The 21,968-nt window shown below is 66.9% G+C and carries 28 protein-coding genes; 16 read left to right on the forward strand and 12 right to left on the reverse strand.

All coding sequences use genetic code 11. The features are described from left to right. Positions 1–17 precede the first annotated feature (17 nt). The 5 genes from mgtE to V5A19_RS06760 all read right to left on the reverse strand — a co-directional run bounded on the left by mgtE (position 18) and on the right by V5A19_RS06760 (position 4,183). The gene (gene mgtE / locus V5A19_RS06740) at positions 18–1,322 is read right to left on the reverse strand and encodes a magnesium transporter (RefSeq protein WP_332317533.1); all 1,305 of its coding nucleotides are present in this window, start codon (positions 1,320–1,322) and stop codon (positions 18–20) included. After that, positions 1,319–2,167: a magnesium transporter MgtE N-terminal domain-containing protein gene (locus V5A19_RS06745; protein ID WP_332317532.1), complete on the reverse strand. Its 849-nt coding sequence runs from the start codon at positions 2,165–2,167 to the stop codon at positions 1,319–1,321. The genes mgtE and V5A19_RS06745 overlap by 4 nt, the downstream gene beginning before the upstream one ends. After that, positions 2,160–2,981, reverse strand: a complete 822-nt coding sequence (locus V5A19_RS06750; protein WP_332317531.1) for a mechanosensitive ion channel family protein — start codon at positions 2,979–2,981, stop codon at positions 2,160–2,162. Before V5A19_RS06750 ends, V5A19_RS06745 begins: the two co-directional genes overlap by 8 nt. Positions 2,982–3,432: 451 nt before the next feature. Further along, complete coding sequence (locus tag V5A19_RS06755) at positions 3,433–3,816, reverse strand: c-type cytochrome (protein WP_332317530.1); 384 nt, start codon at positions 3,814–3,816, stop codon at positions 3,433–3,435. 34 nt (positions 3,817–3,850) lie between these two features. Beyond that, positions 3,851–4,183: a c-type cytochrome gene (locus V5A19_RS06760; RefSeq protein ID WP_332317529.1), complete on the reverse strand. Its 333-nt coding sequence runs from the start codon at positions 4,181–4,183 to the stop codon at positions 3,851–3,853. 335 nt (positions 4,184–4,518) lie between these two features. Here V5A19_RS06760 and V5A19_RS06765 point away from each other — a divergent pair, with 335 nt between their 5' ends. Genes V5A19_RS06765 through bioD form a run of 7 tightly spaced genes read left to right on the forward strand, consistent with a single transcriptional unit; the run spans position 4,519 to position 9,490 of the window. Continuing rightward, positions 4,519–5,070: a hemerythrin domain-containing protein gene (locus V5A19_RS06765; RefSeq protein WP_332317528.1), complete on the forward strand. Its 552-nt coding sequence runs from the start codon at positions 4,519–4,521 to the stop codon at positions 5,068–5,070. Positions 5,071–5,104: 34 nt separating this feature from the next. Then, positions 5,105–5,446 (forward strand): tetratricopeptide repeat protein, encoded by a 342-nt coding sequence (locus V5A19_RS06770; RefSeq protein WP_332317527.1) that lies wholly within the window; start codon positions 5,105–5,107, stop codon positions 5,444–5,446. Beyond that, complete coding sequence (gene bioF / locus V5A19_RS06775) at positions 5,443–6,618, forward strand: 8-amino-7-oxononanoate synthase (RefSeq protein WP_332317526.1); 1,176 nt, start codon at positions 5,443–5,445, stop codon at positions 6,616–6,618. Before V5A19_RS06770 ends, bioF begins: the two co-directional genes overlap by 4 nt. A gap of 23 nt (positions 6,619–6,641) precedes the next feature. Continuing rightward, a complete protein-coding gene (locus V5A19_RS06780) occupies positions 6,642–7,352 on the forward strand; it encodes an alpha/beta fold hydrolase (RefSeq protein ID WP_332317564.1) in 711 nt (236 codons plus the stop codon). Further along, entirely contained in the window at positions 7,324–8,151 is an 828-nt protein-coding gene (locus V5A19_RS06785; protein WP_332317525.1) for a methyltransferase domain-containing protein, read from the forward strand. The genes V5A19_RS06780 and V5A19_RS06785 overlap by 29 nt, the downstream gene beginning before the upstream one ends. Then, entirely contained in the window at positions 8,136–8,801 is a 666-nt protein-coding gene (locus tag V5A19_RS06790; RefSeq protein WP_332317524.1) for a methyltransferase family protein, read from the forward strand. Before V5A19_RS06785 ends, V5A19_RS06790 begins: the two co-directional genes overlap by 16 nt. Further along, the gene (gene bioD, locus V5A19_RS06795; RefSeq protein WP_332317523.1) at positions 8,798–9,490 is read left to right on the forward strand and encodes a dethiobiotin synthase; all 693 of its coding nucleotides are present in this window, start codon (positions 8,798–8,800) and stop codon (positions 9,488–9,490) included. The genes V5A19_RS06790 and bioD overlap by 4 nt, the downstream gene beginning before the upstream one ends. 150 nt (positions 9,491–9,640) lie before the next feature. On the opposite strand, the gene V5A19_RS06800 is transcribed toward bioD, so the two are convergent. The 3 genes from V5A19_RS06800 to V5A19_RS06810 form a co-directional block, all read right to left on the reverse strand. Beyond that, positions 9,641–10,309: a hypothetical protein gene (locus tag V5A19_RS06800; protein WP_332317522.1), complete on the reverse strand. Its 669-nt coding sequence runs from the start codon at positions 10,307–10,309 to the stop codon at positions 9,641–9,643. 114 nt (positions 10,310–10,423) lie between these two features. Beyond that, entirely contained in the window at positions 10,424–11,710 is a 1,287-nt protein-coding gene (locus V5A19_RS06805) for an adenosylmethionine--8-amino-7-oxononanoate transaminase (protein ID WP_332317521.1), read from the reverse strand. 26 nt (positions 11,711–11,736) lie between these two features. After that, positions 11,737–12,438, reverse strand: a complete 702-nt coding sequence (locus V5A19_RS06810) for a hypothetical protein (protein ID WP_332317520.1) — start codon at positions 12,436–12,438, stop codon at positions 11,737–11,739. Between the two features lie 346 nt (positions 12,439–12,784). On the opposite strand from V5A19_RS06810, the gene hemJ reads away from it, so the two are divergent. The 3 genes from hemJ (at position 12,785) to thiE (ending at position 14,854) form a co-directional block, all read left to right on the forward strand. Continuing rightward, positions 12,785–13,204 carry a protoporphyrinogen oxidase HemJ gene (hemJ, locus tag V5A19_RS06815; protein ID WP_332317519.1) on the forward strand — a complete coding sequence of 140 codons (420 nt, stop codon included), beginning with the start codon at positions 12,785–12,787 and terminating at the stop codon, positions 13,202–13,204. 118 nt (positions 13,205–13,322) lie between these two features. Beyond that, a complete protein-coding gene (gene thiD, locus V5A19_RS06820) occupies positions 13,323–14,186 on the forward strand; it encodes a bifunctional hydroxymethylpyrimidine kinase/phosphomethylpyrimidine kinase (RefSeq protein WP_332317518.1) in 864 nt (287 codons plus the stop codon). Positions 14,187–14,191: 5 nt separating this feature from the next. Next, on the forward strand, positions 14,192–14,854 hold the full coding sequence (gene thiE / locus V5A19_RS06825) for a thiamine phosphate synthase (protein ID WP_332317517.1): 663 nt from the start codon (positions 14,192–14,194) through the stop codon (positions 14,852–14,854). A gap of 6 nt (positions 14,855–14,860) precedes the next feature. On the opposite strand, the gene V5A19_RS06830 is transcribed toward thiE, so the two are convergent. The 4 genes from V5A19_RS06830 to V5A19_RS06845 are packed head-to-tail and all read right to left on the reverse strand — an operon-like array spanning position 14,861 to position 17,589. Next, positions 14,861–16,345: a putative bifunctional diguanylate cyclase/phosphodiesterase gene (locus tag V5A19_RS06830; RefSeq protein WP_332317516.1), complete on the reverse strand. Its 1,485-nt coding sequence runs from the start codon at positions 16,343–16,345 to the stop codon at positions 14,861–14,863. Positions 16,346–16,358: 13 nt separating this feature from the next. Then, complete coding sequence (locus tag V5A19_RS06835; protein ID WP_332317515.1) at positions 16,359–16,589, reverse strand: PAS domain-containing protein; 231 nt, start codon at positions 16,587–16,589, stop codon at positions 16,359–16,361. A gap of 48 nt (positions 16,590–16,637) precedes the next feature. After that, the gene (locus V5A19_RS06840) at positions 16,638–16,976 is read right to left on the reverse strand and encodes a PAS domain-containing protein (protein ID WP_332317514.1); all 339 of its coding nucleotides are present in this window, start codon (positions 16,974–16,976) and stop codon (positions 16,638–16,640) included. A gap of 58 nt (positions 16,977–17,034) precedes the next feature. Beyond that, positions 17,035–17,589 (reverse strand): methanogen output domain 1-containing protein, encoded by a 555-nt coding sequence (locus tag V5A19_RS06845; RefSeq protein ID WP_332317513.1) that lies wholly within the window; start codon positions 17,587–17,589, stop codon positions 17,035–17,037. A 225-nt stretch (positions 17,590–17,814) separates the two neighbouring features. Between V5A19_RS06845 and hemL the strand changes: the two genes are divergently transcribed. The 6 genes from hemL to ccmE all read left to right on the forward strand — a co-directional run bounded on the left by hemL (position 17,815) and on the right by ccmE (position 21,966). After that, positions 17,815–19,095: a glutamate-1-semialdehyde 2,1-aminomutase gene (gene hemL / locus V5A19_RS06850; RefSeq protein ID WP_332317512.1), complete on the forward strand. Its 1,281-nt coding sequence runs from the start codon at positions 17,815–17,817 to the stop codon at positions 19,093–19,095. A gap of 82 nt (positions 19,096–19,177) precedes the next feature. Continuing rightward, positions 19,178–19,915, forward strand: coding sequence for a cytochrome c biogenesis heme-transporting ATPase CcmA (ccmA, locus tag V5A19_RS06855; protein WP_332317511.1), 738 nt, complete (start codon positions 19,178–19,180; stop codon positions 19,913–19,915). Continuing rightward, positions 19,915–20,583, forward strand: a complete 669-nt coding sequence (gene ccmB / locus V5A19_RS06860) for a heme exporter protein CcmB (protein ID WP_332317510.1) — start codon at positions 19,915–19,917, stop codon at positions 20,581–20,583. Before ccmA ends, ccmB begins: the two co-directional genes overlap by 1 nt. 3 nt (positions 20,584–20,586) lie before the next feature. Continuing rightward, on the forward strand, positions 20,587–21,330 hold the full coding sequence (locus V5A19_RS06865) for a heme ABC transporter permease (RefSeq protein ID WP_332317509.1): 744 nt from the start codon (positions 20,587–20,589) through the stop codon (positions 21,328–21,330). Between the two features lie 4 nt (positions 21,331–21,334). After that, positions 21,335–21,505 (forward strand): heme exporter protein CcmD, encoded by a 171-nt coding sequence (gene ccmD / locus V5A19_RS06870; RefSeq protein WP_332317508.1) that lies wholly within the window; start codon positions 21,335–21,337, stop codon positions 21,503–21,505. Continuing rightward, the gene (ccmE, locus tag V5A19_RS06875; protein WP_332317507.1) at positions 21,502–21,966 is read left to right on the forward strand and encodes a cytochrome c maturation protein CcmE; all 465 of its coding nucleotides are present in this window, start codon (positions 21,502–21,504) and stop codon (positions 21,964–21,966) included. The genes ccmD and ccmE overlap by 4 nt, the downstream gene beginning before the upstream one ends. The last annotated feature ends 2 nt before the right edge of the window (positions 21,967–21,968 follow it).

Genomic DNA, 21,968 nt, shown 5'->3' on the forward strand with positions numbered 1-21,968 from the left:
CCGGCCCTGGACAGCGGCTAGATGAGGTGGGCCAGGACAGTGGCGGTGCCCAGGAACCCGGCGAAGCCGACCACATCGGTAACGGTAGTAAGTATGATGGAGGAGGCCTGCGCCGGGTCCTGGCCCAGCCGGGTGAGGGTTATGGGAACCAGGGCCCCGGAAATGCCGGCGGCCACCATGGCCAGCACCATGGCCAAGCCGATGATCAGGCCCAGGCCGGCGGAGCCACTCCACAGATAGACCCCGAAGGCGCAGATGACGGCCACCGCCAGTCCGTTGAGCAGTCCTACCCGCATTTCCTTGAACACCACCCGCACCCAGTGGCGGACCGTGATCTCGTGCAGGGCCAGGCCGCGAATGGTGATGGCCAGGGCCTGAGCCCCGGCGTTACCGGACTGGCCCGCCACCACCGGCAGCAGAACGGCGAGCGCGGTGAAGCGGCCGATCAGTCCCTCGAACAGCCCCACCACGGCCGCGGCCAGGAAGGCAGTGGCCAGGTTGATCACCATCCATGGCAACCGCCGCGTCACCGAGAAGCGGACCGAGGACAGGGCCCGCTCCTCCCGGCTGACGCCGACCATGGCTTGGAGATCCGCACTGGCCTCCTCCTGCACGGCGGATACAAGCGCCGACTGGTGCACCACCCCCGTGAGCCGGCCTGCGTAGTCCAGCACCGGCAGGCTGGCCAGCTGGCCCTCCTCAAAGCGGGCCACCAACTCCTCGCGTGGGGCGAACTCCGAAACCGACACCGGCACCGGTCGGGCCAGTGCCGCCAAGGACTCGGACGGATCGGCCACGGCCAGGTCCTGGAGATCCACCCGCCCGTCGAGCTTGTCCTCAGGATCCACCAGGAACAGGGTGGCGATGGACCCGCTGGGCAGGCCCCGGATGCGTCTCAGGGTGTCGCCCACGGTGCTCCAGCGCCCCAGGGGCAGGATGCGGGGGTCCATCCATTGGCCGGCCGAATCGGGGGGATAGCTCAGCAGACTCGCCAGCTCACGGGTGATCGCTGCTGGGAGCTCCGCCAGATACGCCGTGCGCGCCTCGACATCCAGGTGCCTCAAGAGCCGGGCGGCGCGTGCGGGCTCCATGGCATGCAGCAATCCGGACCGCTCGGTTGCGGGCAGGTGGGCCAATATCCGCAGCACTGTGCCGGGAGCTAGGTGGTCCAGGACAGCCACCACGGTATCGGCCGGCTCGCCGCTCACAACGGCCGATGCCTCCTCCGCCGGGAGGGTTTCCAGCTCCAGGGCCGCCTCGTGGGGGTAGGCTTCCAGGAACCGTCGGTAAAGGGCGGTCCCGGGGGAGGCCGCAGCGCTCACGGGCTATCCTCCCGGTGGGACCCGGCTGCCGGTGCCAAAAGGCTCCAGACCTCGCGAAGGAAACCTGTACCGGCATGCAGATAGGTATCCGCAAGGGCCTCCAGGGCGCCGGTTCCCGTACGGGCCTCCCGGGCCCGATGCCTACCCAGGGCCCGCTCCAGTGCTTCCTCGGTGAGCTCCCCCAGCAGGTAACCGCCGCTATCCACCACAGGCAGGGCGGCGAGGCCGACCCAGCTGCTGTCGTGCCGGGCTTCGCCGATTTCGGTGGCGTCCGTCAGGGCCGCGGGACGCCGGGCCATGACTCGTTCCAGGCGGGCCGTTACGTCGCTGCGCAACAACCGACCGAGGGGAAGCCGTCCCACCAAACGGTGGCTGGCGTCCACCACGTACAGCTCCGTCTCCGCGGGAGCCCTGGCCGCCGCGACGGCCCGTCGGGCCCAGGCCACGGTGGCATCCTGGCGTAGCGACAAGATGCGCGGCTCGATCCAGGCCCCTACCGTATCCGGCACATAGCGCAAAAGACGGGCCACGGCCGCCCGCCGACCCGGGCGGAGCCGCCCCAGAAGGGCCTCCCGCCGCTTGGGAACCAAATTGCGCAGGGCTGTCGCCGCCCGTTCGGGACCCAGGGCGGTCAGCAGGTCAGCCCCGATTTCGGGCCCAAGGCGGTCCAGGACCCCTGCCGCCGGGCCCGGCAGCATGGCCGCCAACACCGTAGCCGCGACCGGGACAGGCAGCTCGGCCAGATAGGCCGCAACCTCATCCTCGGCCAGGGTTTCCAGGAGCATGGCGGCCTCTCCCGGATGCCGTTCGGCGAAGGCGCGGCTGAGCCCCTCGCCCTCAGCCATCCCTGACCTCCTCAGGTACAGCCACCACCGCCGATTCGTGGAAGATCTTGGCCGGCAGGTGGACCCGGCCCTCGGGGGTATCGAGCACCAGGGAAACGGCCGTAATCCTTGCGATGCGGCCCTCATGACCACCGGTACGCACCCTCTGACCAACGCGGAAGTGCTGGCGCAGCTGGTGGGCACCGAGCAGGTTGGCGACGAAAGGGCCCGAGCCCAGGCTCAGCGCCAGTGCCAAGCCACCCACCATGGCCCCTGCCAGCACGGTGCCCAAAGTGACCAGGAAAGTGACGTCGAGACCCATCTGATCCGCGCCGAGGACCATGGCCGTCACCAGAATGACCGCCTGCAGCAGCCGGCCCAATAGGGCGCCCTGCGGCAGGGTGACGGGCACCGCCGCCGCGGTGAGGTTGCGCACGATTACGGACAGGAAAAAGCCGGCGGCCACTATCAGGACACCGGTCAGCAAGGTCGGCAGATAGCCGGCAAGGCGGGCCAACCAAACGGCGAAGGAATCCAGCGCCAGAATCTGGGTCGCACCGGTGACGGCGGCCAAGATCACCAGCCAGAACACCGTGGTGCCCAGGGCCTCCGGAGCCGCACCCGCCAGCGGTGGTTGCTGACGCCCTAGCCCGACCATACCTCGGTCCAGGGTCCGAGCTATACGGCGGGAAGCTCCCCGCAATAGGCGGGCGACGAGCCAGCCCCCAAGCAGGATGCCCGCCGCTGCACCCAGGCTGGGAAGAAAGGCCAGGAAGGCCTCGGACCACTCCGCGAGCCCTCCCATCAAGTCCTGCCGCCATTGGCCCGCCGCCATTTTCCTTCCTGCCCCAAACTCCGTAGGTACTAAGGTGTCCGGTCTAAGCCCCCGTTTCCTGGGATACCAGCCAGAGCCGGTTGCGGGGAGAGGCTATTAGGCCATTGGCATCCCCTCATCTGGAGACGCCGGTACGATGGCCGCTTTAAGGCGCCCAGAAGAGGCCCTCAACCCGGCTCAGACCACCTCAGCGGGGAGTAAAGCTTGCCCCATGGCCCTCTGGAGGTGGCCGACCGTCATCCGAGTGAGAGCGCCCGTAGCTTATTGCCCGCTGCGCCCGCACCGAGCGGGGTGGACGTCCCAATGCCTGTTCCCATCCCTCGCTCAGGGCTTTCCCTGGCTTCCAGAGGAACCCACCTGCACTAGCAAGGCGATGATTGGGCGTACACTCCCAAACCAGCCCGGCTAAAAGCCGGACCGGGTTACCGCTTTTTGAAGGACCCGGCCTAGCTTACCTTGACAGCGTCGCCAGGCTGGCTTCTTGGTCGGCGTAGTAGGCTGCCAGACCCTCGATCTGGGCCTCGGTGAGTGCGGAAGCTTGCCCGTTCATGATGGCATTGGTTCGGTCGCCTGAGCGGTATCCCTTGAGGGCCTGGACCATGTAGTCCTTGTGCTGCCCGGCCAGATGGGGGAACGTAGGGCTGGAGCTCTCGCCGGTCTTGCCGTGGCAGGTCTTGCAGGGCTGGACCCCCTTGTCGGGCAGACCTTGGTTGACGATCTCCTCGGCGCTGGCACCCGATCCCTTATCGGCTGAGCCGTGGGCTTCTTCCGCCTGGGCGGCCCCCGCCCAGCCGCCGGCAAGCATGCACATCAGCGCGATCGCGATACGCGTCATGGTCGTCTCCACGCGAAAGTGAGGTGGAAGGGCCCTACTTGGCACCCTTCTGGGCAAAATAGGCGGCGATGTCCTGCATGTCCTGCTCGTTCAAGGCCTCGGCCTGGGCGGTCATGGTGGGATGCTGGCGGTCGCCGGATGCATAGGCCTTGAGAGCGGAAACGATGTATTGGGCCGACTGGCCGCCTACCTTGGGCACCTTATAGGTAGGATAAATATTGGAGTAGGTCTCGCTGGCGTGGCAGCCGAGGCATTCAAAGGCCTTATCCTTGCCGGCTCCGGGATCGCCTTGGGGCTGGGCCTGGACCGGTGCCGCCATCAGGGCGGCTCCGGCCAGGCCGCCGGCAATCAGGGTTGCAATCCTCATTTGCCCTCCTATCCGCTGGTTGGGTGGCCACCGAAGGTACGATGCGCATGGCGTCCATTAGACGGGTGAACGCCTCCTTCGGCTCAATCCGGTGGAAAAGTTTTGGGTCAACAAAGCTACCCGGAATCTATGCCGTTCGTAAACGGCAAAATTACTTGACTCTACCGAATTAGCTCTAATTTCCCTTAGAAAATTAGCAAATTATTTTTTAAGGGAATAATTACGTTATACTCCTTTTTAGTTCCGGCCATGCGCCCCTCGCGGAACCACCTCTCACGTAGCCGGTCCCAAACCCTGCCAATGGTATCAAATCAGACCCGGCTGCGAGGTCCTTGATGCATCCGGATACGCCGACCGCCCCCGACTTCAACGATCCCATCGGCCTGCTTCGAGCCTGTCACGGCCGTGTGGAGCACTTTGCCGATCTGGCTCGGCGCCTTGCCGACCACGAGCTGGATACCCCCCCGGTGGAGCCGGTGCGCCAGGCAGCGGGGAAGGTCCTTCGCTACTTCGAGCACGCGGCACCGCTGCATCACGCCGATGAGGAGGTTGATCTCCTCCCCCGCCTGCGGCGGCACCTCGATCCCCAACCGGACCGAGAATTGGTCACGCTGCTGGGTAATTTAGAAGGCGAGCACGGTGAGCTGCAGACCCGATGGATAGCCCTGCGTCCCTTATTAGAGGCGCTGGAGCAAGGGCACCCGGTGGATCCGAAGGCTTACAGGGAGGCGGTGCGAGCCTTCCACGCCGCCCAGACCGCCCACCTTAACCGCGAGAATCGCCACCTGCTGCCCGCCGCGGAAGCCCGGCTAACAGCGGCCGAGCTCGCAGCCCTGGGGACCGCCATGGCCCAACGCCGGGGTGTGGGGCAGAATAAGGCGAACTGACTGAAGTCATCGGCGACTGCGAGGGGAAGCAACCTTGGCGGGCTCGGGGAAGTTGGACGCCTTTCTGAAGATGCTTGATTCGGGCCAGGACGGCCCGCTGCTGCGCTATTCCATTGGCCTGGAGCTCCTTTACGCCGACCGGCCTTCAGAGGCCCTCCCCCACCTGCAGGAGTGCCTGTCCCAGAGCCCGGACTATTCCGCCGCTTACAAGGCACTGGCGCAGGCCCAGGATGAGATCGGTGACCCGGAGGCCTGCCGCGAAACGCTGGATACCGGCATCGACCGTGCCGAGGCCAACGGCGACCGCCAGGCCGCCAAGGAGATGGCCGTCTTCCGCAAGCGGCTGGACAAGGGCAAGCCATTGAGGGGTGGATGAGCTCGGATCTGGACGCCTTCGCCCGCGAGGCCCTGGCAGAATTGGGGCAAGCCGGCCGGCGGCGCCGGCTCCGGCCCACCGAGTTCCTGGACAGTCGGCGTGTGGAGCGCGACGGCAAAGCCCTGGTGGATTTCTCCACCAACGACTACCTCGGCCTGGCCAGCGATCCCGAGGTCCTTGCAGCGGGCTCCGACGCGCTGCAGCGCTACGGCGCCGGCGGCCGTGCCAGTCGCCTGATCACCGGCGATCACCCGGAGTACGCTGCCCTCGAGACCGAGCTGGCCGCCCTCAAGGGCAGCGAGGACGCTGTGGTGTTCGGCAGTGGCTTTCTGGCCAATCTGGGCATTCTGACCGCCCTAGCTGGCCGCCACGACCTGATCCTGGCCGACCGCCTCAACCACGCCTGTTTGGTGGATGGTGCCCGCCTTTCGGGGGCCCGCGTCTTGCGCTACCCCCACGGCGACCCCGAAGCGGTGCGGCACCGGTTGAGCCGCTATCGAAGCGAGCACCGCCACTGCCTGCTGGTCACCGACGGCATTTTCTCCATGGACGGTGACCTCGCCCCACTGGGCGAGCTGGCCGAGCTGGCGGAAACCTTCGGCTGCTGGCTAATGAGCGACGATGCCCATGGCGTCGGTGTGGTTGGCGACGGTGCCGGCAGCACCCGGGCGGCTGGGCTGACCGCCGGCGATGTGCCCCTGCAGATGGGGACCCTGTCCAAGGCGGTGGGCGGCTATGGCGGCTATCTTTGCGCCAGCCGCCCAGTGGCCGAGCTGATCCGTAACCGGGCCCGCAGCTTCATCTACACCACCGCCCTGCCGCCAGCCACGGTGGTGGCCAACCGGGTGGCGGTGGCGCGGATCCGCCGAGACCCGGAGCTTTGCCGCCGTCCCCTGGTCCTGGCCCGGCGACTAGCCGATCGTCTGGGGCTGAACGCCCGCGATAGCCCCATCCTGCCCGTTGTTCTGGGTGAAGATGATGCCGCAATTGCCGCCCAGGGAGCGCTGGAAGAGGCCGGTTATCTGGTGCAGGCCATCCGCCCGCCCACCGTCCCCGAGGGCACCGCTCGCCTACGTATAACGCTGCGGGCACCGCATACCGAATCGGACGTGGACGGTCTGACTGCCGCGCTTGCCCCCCTCATGCCAGCCACTGTGGCGGCCAGATTGTGAGCGCCCCCTTACGCTTGGCAGCTATGGCAGGCTGGGGGCATACGGCCGCTTGCTGGGAGCGCCTGATGATACCGGGCGCTGAAGTCGAGGGACTGAGCCTACCGGGCCACGAGCCCGAGGGCCTAGAGGATCCAGGGTGCACCCTGGAAACGGCCGCCGAGGCCCTTACCGGAGATTGGGACGTGGTGGTGGGCTGGTCCCTCGGGGGGCTAGCCGCCATGGAGGCCCAGCGCGTTGGCTTGATACGGTGCCGGGGCTTGGTTTTGATCGGCACCCCGCCAAGTTTTGTGGCCCGGGCGAGCTATCCCCAAGGCCAGGATCCAGTTGTCTTAGAAGACTTCCGGGCGGGTATGGCCGACAACCCCACGGCCACCCTGCGCCGCTTCTTCGCCCTCCAGTTCCGCGGCGACCAGGCACCGCGGAGCATGTGGGCGCCAACCCCAATCCGTAACCGTTTGTTGGCCACCGGGGCCGGACCGGAGATACTGGCGGGCTGGCTGGACGTTCTGGCCGGAACCGACTTGACCCGCGATCCCCCGTTGCTGGATTTGCCCGTGCTGGTTATCCACGGCGAGGCGGATGCCGTAGTGGACCCGGGCGCGGTGAGGTTTTTCCAGGATCTCGGTCCCCAGGTTAGCGTCCACATCGTCAGTGGCTCGGGCCACGCCCCCCACATCAGCCACGCCCAGGAGGCGGAACAGCGCATTGGCGAATTCGTCCGAACCCTGGCCTAAGACGACTCGAGCACCATTCGACAAGACGGCGGTCCGGCGCGATTTCGCCCGTGCTGCGGCCACCTACGACCGCCATGCCCCCCTCCAGGCCCGGGTGGCCGGCCGCGTCGCCGACCTCTACGTCGAGCGCGTCGGCGACAGACAGGGCACCGTCCTCGATCTGGGCAGCGGCACGGGGCTGGTAGGGCGGTCTCTCGCGGCGCAAGGCCTGCTTGCCCAGCACCTGCTCGCCCTGGACCTAGCCCATGCCATGACCCGAAGCGGTCGGCGGGCCGGCCAGCCAGGGATAACAGGCGATGCGGAGGCCCTGCCCCTGGCCCCGCAAAGCCTGGACGCCGTGGTTTCCTCGCTGACCCTGCAATGGGTCAACCAACTGCCCTCCACCCTGGGCGAGGTCGCCCGCTGCCTGCGTCCGGGAGGGCTGTTGGTGGCCAGCACCCTGGCAACGGGCACCCTTGCCGAGCTTGAAAACGCCCTCCGAGCCATGGACGGCCGGGGCGGTGTAGGCCCCTTCCGGGGACGGCAGGCCCTGGCCCGGGCCCTGGCCAGCTCCGGCCTGCACCACGGCGCCTGCTGGGTGGAGACCGAAACCCTCCACGCCCCCCGGCCGCGGGCGGTCCTGCGCGATCTCAAGGGTCTGGGGGCCGTGGACAAATCCCCGGAACGGTCCCGCGGCCTCCACGGCCGGAACCGTCTGGCGCGCCTGGAGCAAGCCTACCGCCATGCCTGCGGCGTCGGCGAAGGACCGGTACCGGTGACATGGCGGGTAGCCTACCTAGTGGCATGGAAACCTCGTTAAGCTACATCGGTCTAGTTGTAGCCTGGGCGGCCTATCTGGCGGTCCATTCGCTACTGGCCGCCCGCCGGGTAAAGGCTGCCGTCGCGCGGCGCTGGCCGGCCTCGGCCCGGGCCTATCGTCTGATCTATAGCCTCGTCGCAGCAGTTACGCTGGTGCCCCTCGTGGCGCTCACCGTGGCCCTGAACGGTCCCCAGGTGGTGGCCTGGCACGGACCGGCGTGGTGGCTGGCCCAAGCCGCCGCCTTGGCGGCCGTGCTCGGATTCACCACCACCGTCCGGGGCTACGATATGGGGCAGTTCCTGGGCCTGGGTAACCGCAGCGCCGTCACCGAAGACGGGCGGGAGTCCTGGGAGCCGCTGCGCCTAACCGGGCTCCATCGCTTCGTCCGCCACCCGTGGTACTTTTTCGGCCTGGTGATACTGTGGACACGTGATCTGGATCTGGCCGGCCTGGTTGCCGTGCTGACCATCACCGTGTATCTGGTGGTAGGGTCCCGGTTGGAGGAGCGCAAGCTGATGGAGGCCTACGGCGACGCCTATGCCGCCTACCGGCGCCGGGTGCCGGGGCTCATCCCCATACCCGGCCGCCACCTGGCGCCGGACGAAGCAGGTGAGCTGGCCCGCCAAGCGAACGAGGGAGACCCGTCTTGAGCCGCACCCTGCTGATTACCGGCACCGGCACCGAGGTCGGCAAGACCTTCGTCACCGCGGAGCTGGCCTACCAGCTCCGCAGCCGGGGCGACGAGGTCTTGGCTACCAAACCGGTCTCCAGCGGCTGTCAGGCCGACCAACAGGGCCGGCTTTGGAGCCCCGACGGCCGGGTCCTCATCGAAGCCTGCGGCCTGGACCCCGATGACTGGGACACCCATCAGCGCCTGTGCCTGGAACGCTTCGAAGAGCCCATGTCGCCACACATGGCCGCGGCAAGATCGGGGCGCATTTTGTCGCTTTCCCTGCTCAAGGGCTATTGCGAGGGTCTGGAGACGGAGGCCGGAGGGTTCGTCGTGGCCGAGGGGGTGGGCGGGATTATGACCCCCCTCACCGATAGCACCACCTTCCTCGATTGGGCCAGCGAGCTGGCGTGGCCGGTGGTGCTCGTGGCGGGCACCTACCTCGGCACCATCAGCCACACCCTAACCGCCCTGCGCTGCCTGCACGGCGCGGGCATTCACCTAGCAGGGCTGGTCCTCGACCGCAGCAGCGAGGAGCCAGTTCCCCCGGAAGAGCTCAGGCGCACACTGCAGTTCTTCCACCCCCATGTCCCCATGGCGATTGTTCCCCCGGAGGGCGAGGCGATGCCCGATCTAGTGAGCACCTTCGGGGTGGAGACCGACGCCTGATCAGACGGCGGTTAACCTCAGAGAGGCTGAGCGAGCAGAGGAAAACGCCTGTAAAGCGCGCTCAATGAAAAAGGCCGGGCACCCTTAGGTCCCCGGCCTTTGTTTGGGTGGTCTCCGCGTTCTCCGCCACTCTGCGGGTTTATCCCCGTCTCAAGCAGAGTCGGGCTGGCTGAGATAGCGCCGCAGCCAAGCCTTGGCCCGGCGCCGCAGCTGGTCCCGTATGCCCGGGGAGAGCTGGCCGTCCTTGATGGCGTTCCAGTAACGCACGGCGTCCTCCAGCCGGGTTTCCTGCTCCACCTCCGCGGCACTCAGCGACTCGCCCAGGCGCCGGACAAGGCGCAGATCCTCGAGCATGCGGTAGGCGTAAGACAGAGACCATTCGCCCTCCCCGCGAAGGCGGTGCGCCGCCTCCAGCAGAACCAGGGTGTGACGGAGCATGGCGCCCACCCCGTAGGCCACGCTGCGGCGCTCGCTCTCGGCGTAGGTGTCGATTAGCTGATCCGCAAGCCCCTCGGGATCCACACCGGCTAGGTCGTCCTGACCGGGGGCGGGCCGCTCGTAGGCGAGACCGTTGTAGTCCCCCACCAGCTGGCGAATGCGATGCTCCCGCAGCCGCTTGTGACGGAGCCACTCCTGGTATTGAAGGGTGTGCTCGGCCCTCAAGCGGGCCTCGCGCACACTGGCAGCCTCGTCGAAGGGGACCTCCACACGCACCCCGGAGACGCCGTCGTTGAACGCCACCTGGTAAAGCCCGCGATGGGGGTCGCGGATGGCCATGCTCATGATTTTCGGTGATTGCTGGGGCTGCGCCATAGCCATGGCTTGTCTCGCCTCCTCCCTCGTTCGGGGAACCTGGATGGCCTTTTTCCTAAGATCGCTCATGCGGGTGGTCGGTTTCAAGCGCAAGAGCACTTCGCTCCGAAAAACCGGGGTTTAAGCAAAAATCTCCCGGAGCACTCGCTCCAGGGCCTGCGTCAGACGACCCAGCTCGTCCTCGGATATGGTAAGCGGCGGCGTTAGGTAGGCAACATTGCCTAACGGGCGGATCCAGACCCCGAGGTCCACGAAGCGCTCGCGCATCCAATCTTTGGACCAGCCCGGGCGTAGCTCCAGCGCACCCATGGCCCCCTTGATCCGGACATCCACGACGCCGGGAAGTTCACCCAGAGAGCCAAGCTGCTCTCGAAGCCGGTCTCCGATGGCCGCCGCCTGGGCCAGGCGCGGCTCCGCCTCGAACAGGTCCAGGGAGGCGTTGGCGGCGGCCGCCGCCAGGGGATTGCCCGTGAAGGTGGGCCCATGCATGAGGGCGGTGGTCTCGTCCTCGCCCTGGAAACCCGCGAATACCGTGCGGCTGGCCATGGTTGCGGCCATGGGGAGGGTGCCAGCGGTCAGGGCCTTGGACAGGGCCATAATATCCGGCTCGGCACCGGCCTGCTCGCAAGCGAACAGGGAGCCGGTGCGGCCGAAGCCCGTGGCCACCTCGTCGGCGATAAGCAGGGTGCCGGCTTGGTGGGTGAGCTCGGCCACCCGCGCCAGCACCTCGGGGCCGTGCACCAGCATGCCGCCGGCACCCTGGATAAGGGGCTCGATCACCACCCCGGCGATGCGGTTGCCGTACCGATCCAGGACCCGCTCCAGCTCCGAGGGGCCGTCCGCGTCGGGTAACGGCACCGTTAGGTGTTCATGGGTCAGCCCCGAGAACCGCGGCCGCAGGTCCCGGTAGGTGTCGGATACCCCCATGCAGCCACCGGTGTCGCCGTGGTAGCCGTTCTCGAAGGCGACGAACAGGTTCCGTGTCTGACCGCGGTTGTCCCAGTACTGCCGGGCCATCTTGAGGGCGACCTCCATGGCCACCGAGCCCGAATCGGTGAACATGGTGTGATGGAGATAGCCCGGGGCCTTGGCAGCCAGGCGCTCGGCCAGGCGTACCACCGGCTCATGGGTCATGCCGCCGAGCATGACGTGCGGAAGGGTGTCCAGCTGGCCTTGGACGGCCGCCATAATGTGGGGATGGCGGTAGCCGTGGCAGGCGGACCACCAGGAGGCGGTGCCATCCACCAGCTCGCGGCCGTCGGCAAGCCGCAGGCGGCAGCCCTCCGCCCCGGCCACCGGCACCGGCGGCGGGTAATGTGCCATCTGGGCGTAGGGGTACCAGACGTGATCCCGGCTGCGCTCGGGCCACGATCGGTTGGCGAGATCGGCGGGATTGGAGGCGGTCATTGCCTATCGGATCCGGGGTCGGCGGCTCAGTCCTCGGCGCCGGCTTCGGGAACCAGGGGCTCGGGCTCCTCGGCGTCCAGCAGCTCCTGGACCCGCGCCATCTTGGCCCGGTCCACCGGCCGGCCAGTGACCGGGGAGCGCGGCGCCTCCCGGATGCGCTCCGGGGGGAAGATGGTAGCTGACACGGTCACCCCGTCCCCGACCGCCGACCCCTTGCACCGGTCCGGATCGTCTGGCGGCGGCGCGTAGCCGGCGACCAGGCTGACGGCGGGGAACTCCTCGGGCCCCCGGTCCCCGAAGCTGTGCCGCTTGGTGGTCCGCTCGAAGGGGATGCCCGAATCGTCCAGCAGGATCTCCACTTCCTCCGGGGTTTCGGCGAATAGATGGAGATTGATGTCGGAGTGTTCGGTGGCGGTCCCCGCCAGAACCGAACCCACTAGCCGCGGCCGGTAGTCGGCGAAGAAGCGCATGGCAGCCAGCGCCGCCTCCCGCAGCCGCCTCAGGTGGAGCCGGGCGCCTGGGGTGTCCCGGTACATGCGCAGGCGCAGCTCCACCTCGTCCTGGATCTCCCGGTTGGTGGGCAGGTCCTTGGCGGTGCCAGGGCTGCCGCCCAAGTGGCGAGCCGCCTTGCGCTTAGCGGCGGCGAAGTCCTGGATGCCCTCTTCCACCATGAGGCGGGCGGCTTCCTGCGTGAGCAGGGTCCGGCGGCGGCTCTCGGGACCGGTCATGATGGGCCTCCCCGGATGTGGGCCTGTCTTGTGTCCTGGCCCAGAAATGCGTAGGGGCTCTGCGAGCCGGGATGGCGGGCGCCGCGAGGAAGCGCGCATAGCCGGGCTGCCTGCCCGTCCAGGGGCGCTGAAGCCGCGCCGTCCACCATCCCGCCCGCGCGGAGGGAACGTCTGAACCAGCCCTGCCTTGCGCCTCCTCCCCGTGGGGCCGCCACGGCTTCCTCGGCGCGCCTTGCTATGAACCGGCTCACACCGCCTTGAACCCCTGCGCATTTCTGGGCCAGGCCAATGGTTATGCTATCGTTACGGTTGTCCCTTGGAAAGCCACCGGCTGCGAGGATTGGTGATGCTCTGGATCAAGGCCGTGCACATTATGGCAATGGTCGCCTGGTTCGCCGGGCTGTTCTACCTGCCACGGCTGTACGTCTACCATGCTCAGGGGCCGGGGGCGGAGACGGCGGACTACTTCCGGAATATGGAGCGCCGGCTCTACCGCGGCATCATGACCCCGTCCATGGTGGTCACGGTGGTCCTCGGGCTGTGGCTTTGGTTCAGCTACTGGACGGCGGCGGGCTGGTGGCTCCACGCCAAGGTGGCCCTGGTGGTGGTCCTCCTCGCCTACCACTTCTACCTCGGTCACCTGCGCCAGATTTTCGCTGCCGAGGCCAACACCCGCGGCGAGCGCTTCTACCGAGCCCTGAACGAGTTCCCCACCCTGCTTTTGATCGCCATCATCCTGCTTGTGGAGCTCAAACCAGGAGCTTGAGGAGTGAGGAGCAGGCAGGCTAGCTTCGCTGCTGGCGCTGTCGAAGCCTGGTGCCCCGGCCGGGCTGCTAACCCTTAGGCCTTACTCCTCACCCCCACTCGACCGATAGGTAGTCCTCATGGCCGAAGAAGGCAAACCGCTGGTCTATCCGGCGTCGGAAGGCGCCGACATCTTGCACACCGTGGCCCCACCCACAGTGCTGACCATCGCCGGCTCCGACCCCAGCGGCGGGGCCGGCATCCAGGCGGACCTGGCCACCATCGCCGCCTTCGGCTGCCACGGCGCGGCCGCTATAACCGCCCTCACCGTCCAGGACACCCGCGATGTCTACGGCTTTCGGCTAGCGGACCCGGAGCAGCTCGCCGAGCAAGCCGGCACGGTGCTCGCCGATATCCCCGTCTCGGCGATCAAGGTGGGCATGCTGGGCAGCGCCGGGGCTGCCCATGCCGTGGCCGACGTCCTTGCCGACCATCCCGACGTACCCGCGGTGGTGGACCCGGTCCTTGCCGCCGAGGGCGGCGGCAGCCTGGCCCAGGCCGACCTGCGGCGCGCCCTGCACGGCACCCTGTTCCCCCGCGCCACCGTCCTCACGCCCAATGAAGCCGAGGCCCGGGAGCTCGCGGGCGGCGAGACCGTGCCCGAGGCCATGGCCGACGAGCTGCTACGCGAGGGCGCCCACTACGTGCTACTCAAGGGCGGTCATCGCGAGGCCGAGGCGGAGATCGTCACCGACCGCCTATTCAGCTTCGGGCAGGAGGAGGCCAGCTTATCCCATCCCCGGCTGCCCGACCGCGGCTACCACGGCTCCGGCTGCACCCTTTCCACCGCCATCGCCTGCGCCCTGGCCGACGGGCGGTACGCCATCGATGCCGTGCGCACCGGTATCGACTTCAACTTCCGGGCCCTGCAGGCCGCCTACACCCCGGGCCGGGGCCAGGCCGTGCCCAACAGGATGTTCAACTGGCGCGGCTGGGAGGCCTGACGCCTATGACCGCTGAAGCCGAGGCCATCGATCACCGCCTATCGCCCGTTCGCGGCGCCTATCTCATCGCTGACCGCACCCGCCTGGCCGGCGACGAGCTCGAGCCGGCCGTCCGCTCAGCCCTGGATGGTGGCGTGCCCGTGGTCCAGTACCGGGACAAATCGGACGACCACGACCGACGCCTGGCAGAGGCCCAATCCCTTGCGGCGCTGTGCCACCGTTATGACGCACGGCTCATCGCCAACGACGACATCGAGCTGGCGCGCGACGCCGGGGCCGACGGCGTCCACCTGGGCCGGGACGATATCAGCGTTAGCCATGCACGCATCGTTCTGGGCAAGGAGGCCCTGATCGGCGTCTCCTGCTACAACGAGCTGGAGCGCGCCTTCGCCGCCGATCGTGCCGGTGCCGACTACGTGGCCTTTGGCAGCTTCTATCCCTCGCCCACCAAGCCCGGCGCGCCTCGGGCGCCCTTAACTTTGCTCAAGCGGGCCCGGTCCCGGATCCATCTGCCCATTGCGGTGATCGGCGGCATCACCCCTGACAACGCCGGGCCGCTGGCCCTTGCCGGGGCCGATGCCGCCGCCGTAGCCAGCGGTCTCCTGGACGCCGAGGACATCACCGAGGCGGCCCGGCGGCTGAACAACCTGATGCGACTGGGCTGGTAACCGGGCTCAGAGCGGGGAATTACCCAGGCTTGGAATCGGCCGGCTGATGTGGAATCCCTGAGCCAGATCCACCTCATAGCTCTCCAGCAGCGCAAAGACCTCCGGGGATTCCACAAACTCGGCAACGGTCTGCATTCCCAGGGACTCGGCGATCTGACTGATCGATGCCACCATGGCCTTATCCACCGGGTCCGTCGCCAAGTCGCCGATGAAGGTCCCGTCGATCTTCAGATAATCCACCGGTAGGTACTTCAGGTAGTCGAATGAGCTAAAGCCCGTGCCGAAATCGTCGAGGGCGAACCGGCAACCGCTATGGCGAAGCTGGCGCATGAAGGCCCCGGCCTTTTCGATACGAGCGACCGCTGCGGTTTCGGTCACCTCGAAGATTACCCGACCTTCCGGGATCCGGTGGGCCTGGAGGGCCTCCTGGATACGGGTCAGGATGTCGGGGTCGCCGATGGAGGTCCCGGAAAGGTTAATGGTAAGGGTTAGGTCCCAGCCTCCCTGGAGCCACCCGCCCAGCTCGGCCAGAGCATGATCGATGCCCCACCTATCCACCTGGACCATCAGGCCGTACCGCTCGGCGGCGGCTATGAATTCAGCCGGCGGAACCGGGTCCCCATGGCGGTCGAGCAAGCGGAGCATGATCTCGTAATGAACGACGCCGCCGTCGGTAGCACGGACGATGGGCTGGTAATTGAAGGAGAAGCGGTTTGCTTCCAGCGCCTCGGTGATTTCGTTCACCAGCCGCATTTCCCCCACGGTGGCAATGGCCGACTCGTCCTCTGCCGAGAACAGGTGGCAGCAACCCGGCTTCTCCCGCTTGGCGAGGTAGCAGGCGATGTCGGCGTTGCGCATAACCTCGGCGGCCGAGCCGGTGTGCTCATCAATTAGGGCCACGCCCGCACTCCCGCCCACATCATAGGTCCGCTCCTCTCCGTGAAAGCGGAAGTCCTGGAGGCCCTTCAGCAGGTCCTCGGCCACCCTCATGGCCCCAGCCTGGCCGACGTCATACACCAGCACACCGAATTCGTCACCCCCCAACCGAGCCAGCACATCCTCTCTACGGACTCGTCGGGCCAGGATGCCGCCGATCTGCACCAGCAGCTCATCGCCCGCGCCGTGGCCCGCGGTGTCGTTGACCAGTTTAAACTGGTCAAGGTCCAGATAAACCATGGCAAAGGGTCCGCCGCCGCGGTTAGCCCGGTGGACCACCCGCTCCAGCTCCTGCTCGAAGAAATGGCGGTTGTGCAGGCCGGTCAAGTTGTCGTTGTGGCCCAAATATTCCAGCTTTTGACGGGCCAGCCGCTCGCCGGTGACGTCGCGGAAGACCAGGACGGCTCCATAGGCGGGGCTGTTACCCAACCGGATGGAGGCGGCCGAGTCCTCGATGACGTATTCTCTTCCGGATTTCGAAAGCAACGCCGTGTGATTGCCCAATCCAACGATGTGGCCCTCCCGCAGCGAGCGAGCCACAGGATCCGGCGCCATCTCGCGGCTGTACTCATTGACGATCCGGAAGACCTCGGCGAGAAGGCAGGCCGCGGGCCTGCTCCCGGGTCCACTCGGTCAGCTGCTCGGCGATGGGATTGAGGTGCTCGATGCGGCCCTGCTCGTCGGTGGTGATCACGGCATCGCCGATGCTATATAGGGTAACCAGGGCTTTTTCGTGGGCGTAGGCCAGCTCCTCACGGCTGGCCTTAAGCTGGCGCAGAACCCGTTTTTGGGGCTGCATCTCGCAGTTCAGGGCGACGAACTCGGTGGCGGTGGTCTGGCCTGGAATTCAGCGGATGACCACCCGAGCCCAGCCCCTTTCGGCGACCCCGCCGAATCGGAACCCCTGGCACCGCCAGCCGCGAAGCTCTTTTGCGGTCTCCTTAAAGCGCAGGGTCGCCGGCAGCGGATTGCGCGTCCGCGCCCAACGGCGCAGATAGTCATGGATCTGGTCGGGGGGATTGGCGATGAGCTCGGTAAGGGGCCGATAAGCAAGGGCGTCGGCGGATTGGCCGAGATGGGCGGCAGCGGCCCGGTTGACGGTCTCGACGTACCCTTCCTGGGAAACCAGCATCAGGGGCTCGGGCAGGCCGTCGGCCAGCTTCTGGAAGTGGCTATATTCCGGCAAAGCGGGACCTCCTTTGCCGACCGAAGCCGCGTGGGCGCCCCGCGAAGGGGGAGAGGAATCAATCGCTAAAGTACTCGATCCCCGGTGCCGCACCCGCGTCCGGCGTTTCCTGGAGGAAGGTCACAACCCGACAACCGGAGCTACCCCTGGCGATGGTATCCTCCAGGCTCACCTTGGCGTAGCCCGTATTTTCCGCCGTTATGGTGCCGAACACGGTGGAGGTCATCAGGCAGTGGGAGGTCCGGCCCAGCACCTGCTCGCCGAAGGGGCAGGCTCGGTTGCCCAGGACAATCCGTTCGGGAGTGCATTCCTCGATGTAGAAATCCCCCTGGATTCGAGCCTTCAGGTCCACCAAGGCCCTTGCTACTTGACCAGCGTCCATGACCTCCACCCTGTAGGCCTCGCGATAGGCCGGCTCCAGCCATTCGGCGATATGCTGGTCCACCAGGCTGATGAAGCCGGAAGCCTCCTCAAGCCCAACCACCTCCTCCAGCGAGCCCGTCAGCTCCCGCAAGAGCCGGCGAAGGAACAGGTCCCGCTCCAGGGGAACGGAAATCTTCAGGGGTTCGTCGTCATCAGCGACTCTCTGCTTCTCGGTCGCGCCTTCAGCCATGGCCACCCTCCATGGGCCTCCGGATGCCGAAAACGGCCGAAAACTGGCCAGAGGTCAAGCTAAGTGTATGGGATGATTAACAGGTTTGCCTATCTAGGGAAAATAGCCAATCCTATGGTCCATTCTGGCCAATCGATGGCCACTTGTTAGCCACGTTGACAGCCGACCACCCTGGTTTTAGCTTAATTCGGTTTCCCGATTTCCATAGGTGAGGGGCACGCGGCCATGGGCAAGCGCTCGAAAGAGCTTTTCGCGGAGGCGCAGAAATACATCCCCGGCGGGGTCAACTCGTCGGTGCGGGCGTTCAAGCCGGTGGGCGGGACACCGCTGTTCATGGAGCGCGGCGAGGGCTCGCGCATGTGGGACGCCGACGGCGCCGAGTACATCGACTACGTCTGCTCCTGGGGCCCGCTGATCCTGGGCCACGCCCCGCCCGAGGTGGTCTCGGCCATCCAGGAGACCGTGACCAAGGGCACCAGCTTCGGCACCCCCACTGAGCTGGAAACCGAGCTCGCCCGGTTGGTGGTAGACAATGTGCCCTCGATCGACCGTGTGCGCATGTGCAACTCCGGCACCGAGGCCACCATGAGCGCCCTGCGCCTGGCCCGGGGCTACACCAACCGGGACAAGGTGGTGAAGTTTCAGGGCTGCTACCACGGCCACGTGGACAGCCTGCTGGTGAAGGCCGGTTCTGGGGCCCTTTCCCTGGGCGTCCCCACCAGCCCCGGCGTGCCCAATGACCTCGCCCAGCACACCCACACCCTGGACTACAACGACAGCGAGGGGGTGCGGGCCCTGTTTGAGGACGTGGGCCGCGAAGTGGCCGCGGTTATTGTCGAGCCAGTGGCCGGCAACATGGGCTGCATCCCGCCGGATCCCGAGTTCCTCCAGACCCTGCGGGAGGTGTGCGACACCCACGGCGCCGTGCTCATCTTCGACGAGGTCATGACCGGCTTCCGGGTGTCGCTCGGCGGCGCCCAGGCCCACTACCAGGTGCACGCCGACCTCACCTGCCTGGGCAAGGTCATCGGCGGCGGCATGCCGGTGGGCGCCTTCGGCGGCCGGGACGCGATCATGAGCCACCTGTCACCGGAGGGGCCGGTCTATCAGGCGGGCACTCTGGCCGGGAACCCCGTGGCCATGGCGGCCGGCATCGCAACCCTCCAGGCCCTTTCCAACCATTTGTTTGGCGAGCTCGCCGAGAAGACGGCCGACCTGGCCACTGGGCTTGCCGATACCGGAGCCGAATTCGGTTTCCCCATCTTCGAGAACCATATCGGTGCCATGTTCGGGATTTTCTTCTCCGACCGGCCAGTGCGCACCTTCCAGGACGTGGCGGACGCCGACGCCAATCGTTTCGCCCACTTCTTCCACGGCATGCTGGAGCAAGGCATCTATCTGGCGCCGTCGCCCTTCGAGGCGGGCTTTGTGTCGCGGGCCCATTCCGACGACGACATCGACCGTACCCTGGAGGCGGCGCGCAGGGTGCTCAAGGGCATGGGCTGAGCGCGGTTTGTCTCCGGCCCTGACGGTTCCCCCGGCGCGTGGTACGATCCTTGCCCGCCCGAACCCCTTGACCAGGCGACCCATGACAACCACCCCCCATCGCCAAGCGGACCAGGCCGCGCGCCAGACGGCGACCCCCGGGTGCATGGCGCGGCCCTGGTCGGCCGACGAGAAGGCGGTGCTCGAGGCGCTGGATCTGGCCTGCGTTCGCCGCGACCGCACCCTGTTCGAGGGCTTCTCCTTCCGGCTGGACGGCGGTGAGCTACTGCAGATCGAGGGCGCCAACGGCAGCGGCAAGACATCCCTGCTGCGCATCCTGTGTCTGTTCGCCCTGGCCGATGCCGGCCAAGTGCGCTGGAACGGCAGGGACCTGGAAGAAAACCGACCCGAGTACCTCAGCCAGCTCACCTACATCGGTCATACCCCTGGCGTGAAGGCCGACCTGACCGCCTTCGAGAACCTGCGGGTAGCCAGCGCCCTGGCCACCGGGGCCCCCGCCTGCCATCCCGACGACGCCCTGGAAGCGGTGGGCTTGGCCGGCTTCGAGGACAGTCCGGTGCGCGAGCTCTCCGCCGGGCAGGCCCGGCGGGTGGCCCTGGCCCGACTGCTGTTACAGCCCACCCGGCTGTGGATCCTGGACGAACCATTCACCGCCCTTGACCGTGCCGGCAAGCGGCTTATGGAGGGCCTGCTGGAGGACCATTGCGCCAGCGGCGGCATGGCCCTGATCACCACCCACCAGCCGGTGGACGTCGGCGACGCCGCCAAGACCCGCATCCATTTGGGGCCGGAGCCAGCGCCGGTGGACGAGCCCGGCTGATGGGCCACGCCTTTCTCGCCATCCTCAAGCGTGATCTGACCCTGGCCCTGCGCCACCGCAGCGAGATGGCCAACCCCCTGGTGTTCTTTTTGGTGGTAGTGTCCCTGTTTCCCATGGCCCTGGGCCCGGAGCAGGAGACCCTGACCCAGGTGGCCCCGGGCATACTTTGGGTGGCCGCCCTGCTGGCGGCTACCCTGGCCATGGACGGCATGTTCCGCTCCGATTTCGAGGACGGTTCGCTGGAGCAGCTGCTGCTGTCGCCGCACCCGCCATCGGTGCTGGTGCTGGCCAAGATCCTTGCCCACTGGCTGACCACCGGACTGCCGCTGATCGTGATCGCGCCGCTGCTGGCGCTGTTCCTTCACCTGCCCGGGCAGGCCCTGCCAGTACTTTTGGGCACTTTGGCCTTGGGGACACCGGTGCTGTCCATGGTGGGAGCCATCGGTGTCGCCCTGACGGTGGGCCTACGCCGGGGCGGGCTACTTCTGACTTTGCTGGTACTGCCGCTGTACGTGCCCGTGCTGATCTTCGCCGCGGGGGCCGTGGACAACGCCGCCGCGGGGTTCCCGGTAGCCGGTCAGCTGTATTTCCTGGCGGCGCTGTTGGTGCTATCGGTGACCCTGGCACCACTGGCCACCGCCGCCTCCCTTCGCATCAGCCTGGGGTGACCCATGTTCCTGTGGTTCCATAAGCTCGGCAGCCCCAAGATCTTCTATCGCCTGGCGCAGCGGCTGACTCCATGGCTTGGCGGGATCACCGCGGTTCTGCTGGTAGTCGGCCTGTACTGGGGCCTGGTGGTAGCGCCCACCGACTACGAGCAGGGCGATTCCTATCGCATCATCTTCGTTCACGTCCCCGCCGCTTGGCTCTCCATGTTCGTCTACATGATCATGGCGGTGAGTGGGGCCATCGTTCTGATCTGGCGCATGAAAGTGACCGAAGCGATCATGCGGGCCTCCGCCCCCCTGGGAGCCTGGTTTACCTTTTTGGCCTTGGTTACCGGCTCGCTGTGGGGCAAGCCCATGTGGGGTACCTATTGGGTCTGGGACGCCCGGCTGACCTCCGAGCTGATCTTGCTGTTCCTCTACCTGGGCTTCATCGCTTTGCAGAACGCCATCGAGGACCGGCGCACGGCGGCGCGGGCGGGGGCGATTCTGGCCCTGGTGGGCGTGGTCAACATCCCCATCATCCACTACTCGGTGGAGTGGTGGTCGACCCTGCACCAGGGGCCCACGGTGTCCAAGCTGGACACCCCCTCCATCAGCCTGAGCATGCTTGCCCCGCTGCTGGTGATGGCCGTGGCGTTCACCCTGTACTACGTCACCGTGGCGCTGATGCGGGCCCGCTGCGAGATCATCGATGCCGAGTCCAACAGCAGCTGGGTTCGGGAACTGGCACGGCAACGGGAGCACTAAGGGAATGACACCGCAGGAATTTTTCTACATGGACGGCTACTACGCCTTCGTGTGGTCCTCATACGGCTTGGCCCTGCTGGTCCTGCTCATCAATCTGGTCATCCCCCGCTGGCGCGAGCGCCGCATGCTTCGGCGGCTGGCCCGCGAGCACCGGCGCACGAGGAGAAGTGCATGACGCCACGCCGGAAGAAACGGCTTTCCCTGGTCGCTCTCGTCCTGCTGGGCGTAGGTGGCGCTACTGCCCTGTTTCTGACTGCCTTTCAGGAGAACCTCATCCTCTACCATAGCCCCACCGAGGTGGCCGCGGGCAAGGCACCGGTGGACCGCACCTTCCGCGTCGGCGGTCTGGTCAAGGAGGGCAGCGTCGCCCGCAGCGAGGAGGATCTGAAGGTACGGTTCACGGTCACGGATACGAAGGACGACGTGGCCATCGTCTACGATGGCGTCTTGCCCGACCTGTTCAAGGAAGGTCAGGGCATCGTTGCCAACGGCAAGCTCAACGGCGACGGCGTTTTCGTGGCCGAAAAGGTTCTGGCCAAGCACGACGAGAACTACATGCCACCGGAGGTGGCCGAGTCCCTGGAAAAGGCCGGGGGCAAGCCACCTCACTCCATGGCCCGGCCCGAAGGGAACTAACC

Origin of the sequence: Thiohalorhabdus sp., from assembly GCF_036628635.1 — a bacterium.
GTDB lineage: Bacteria > Pseudomonadota > Gammaproteobacteria > Thiohalorhabdales > Thiohalorhabdaceae > Thiohalorhabdus.

Excerpts from the sequence above, each read along its gene's own strand:
- V5A19_RS06745 (WP_332317532.1), bottom strand. The coding sequence starts at position 2,167 with ATGGCTGAGGGCGAGGGGCTCAGCCGCGCCTTCGCCGAACGGCATCCG.
- V5A19_RS06750 (WP_332317531.1), bottom strand. The coding sequence starts at position 2,981 with ATGGCGGCGGGCCAATGGCGGCAGGACTTGATGGGAGGGCTCGCGGAG.
- V5A19_RS06755 (WP_332317530.1), bottom strand. The coding sequence starts at position 3,816 with ATGACGCGTATCGCGATCGCGCTGATGTGCATGCTTGCCGGCGGCTGG.
- V5A19_RS06760 (WP_332317529.1), bottom strand. The coding sequence starts at position 4,183 with ATGAGGATTGCAACCCTGATTGCCGGCGGCCTGGCCGGAGCCGCCCTG.
- V5A19_RS06765 (WP_332317528.1), top strand. The coding sequence starts at position 4,519 with ATGCATCCGGATACGCCGACCGCCCCCGACTTCAACGATCCCATCGGC.
- bioF (WP_332317526.1), top strand. The coding sequence starts at position 5,443 with ATGAGCTCGGATCTGGACGCCTTCGCCCGCGAGGCCCTGGCAGAATTG.
- V5A19_RS06780 (WP_332317564.1), top strand. The coding sequence starts at position 6,642 with ATGGCAGGCTGGGGGCATACGGCCGCTTGCTGGGAGCGCCTGATGATA.
- V5A19_RS06790 (WP_332317524.1), top strand. The coding sequence starts at position 8,136 with ATGGAAACCTCGTTAAGCTACATCGGTCTAGTTGTAGCCTGGGCGGCC.
- V5A19_RS06800 (WP_332317522.1), bottom strand. The coding sequence starts at position 10,309 with ATGGCTATGGCGCAGCCCCAGCAATCACCGAAAATCATGAGCATGGCC.
- V5A19_RS06805 (WP_332317521.1), bottom strand. The coding sequence starts at position 11,710 with ATGACCGCCTCCAATCCCGCCGATCTCGCCAACCGATCGTGGCCCGAG.
- V5A19_RS06810 (WP_332317520.1), bottom strand. The coding sequence starts at position 12,438 with ATGACCGGTCCCGAGAGCCGCCGCCGGACCCTGCTCACGCAGGAAGCC.
- hemJ (WP_332317519.1), top strand. The coding sequence starts at position 12,785 with ATGCTCTGGATCAAGGCCGTGCACATTATGGCAATGGTCGCCTGGTTC.
- thiD (WP_332317518.1), top strand. The coding sequence starts at position 13,323 with ATGGCCGAAGAAGGCAAACCGCTGGTCTATCCGGCGTCGGAAGGCGCC.
- thiE (WP_332317517.1), top strand. The coding sequence starts at position 14,192 with ATGACCGCTGAAGCCGAGGCCATCGATCACCGCCTATCGCCCGTTCGC.
- V5A19_RS06830 (WP_332317516.1), bottom strand. The coding sequence starts at position 16,345 with ATGGCGCCGGATCCTGTGGCTCGCTCGCTGCGGGAGGGCCACATCGTT.
- V5A19_RS06835 (WP_332317515.1), bottom strand. The coding sequence starts at position 16,589 with ATGCAGCCCCAAAAACGGGTTCTGCGCCAGCTTAAGGCCAGCCGTGAG.
- V5A19_RS06845 (WP_332317513.1), bottom strand. The coding sequence starts at position 17,589 with ATGGCTGAAGGCGCGACCGAGAAGCAGAGAGTCGCTGATGACGACGAA.
- hemL (WP_332317512.1), top strand. The coding sequence starts at position 17,815 with ATGGGCAAGCGCTCGAAAGAGCTTTTCGCGGAGGCGCAGAAATACATC.
- ccmA (WP_332317511.1), top strand. The coding sequence starts at position 19,178 with ATGACAACCACCCCCCATCGCCAAGCGGACCAGGCCGCGCGCCAGACG.
- ccmB (WP_332317510.1), top strand. The coding sequence starts at position 19,915 with ATGGGCCACGCCTTTCTCGCCATCCTCAAGCGTGATCTGACCCTGGCC.
- V5A19_RS06865 (WP_332317509.1), top strand. The coding sequence starts at position 20,587 with ATGTTCCTGTGGTTCCATAAGCTCGGCAGCCCCAAGATCTTCTATCGC.
- ccmD (WP_332317508.1), top strand. The coding sequence starts at position 21,335 with ATGACACCGCAGGAATTTTTCTACATGGACGGCTACTACGCCTTCGTG.
- ccmE (WP_332317507.1), top strand. The coding sequence starts at position 21,502 with ATGACGCCACGCCGGAAGAAACGGCTTTCCCTGGTCGCTCTCGTCCTG.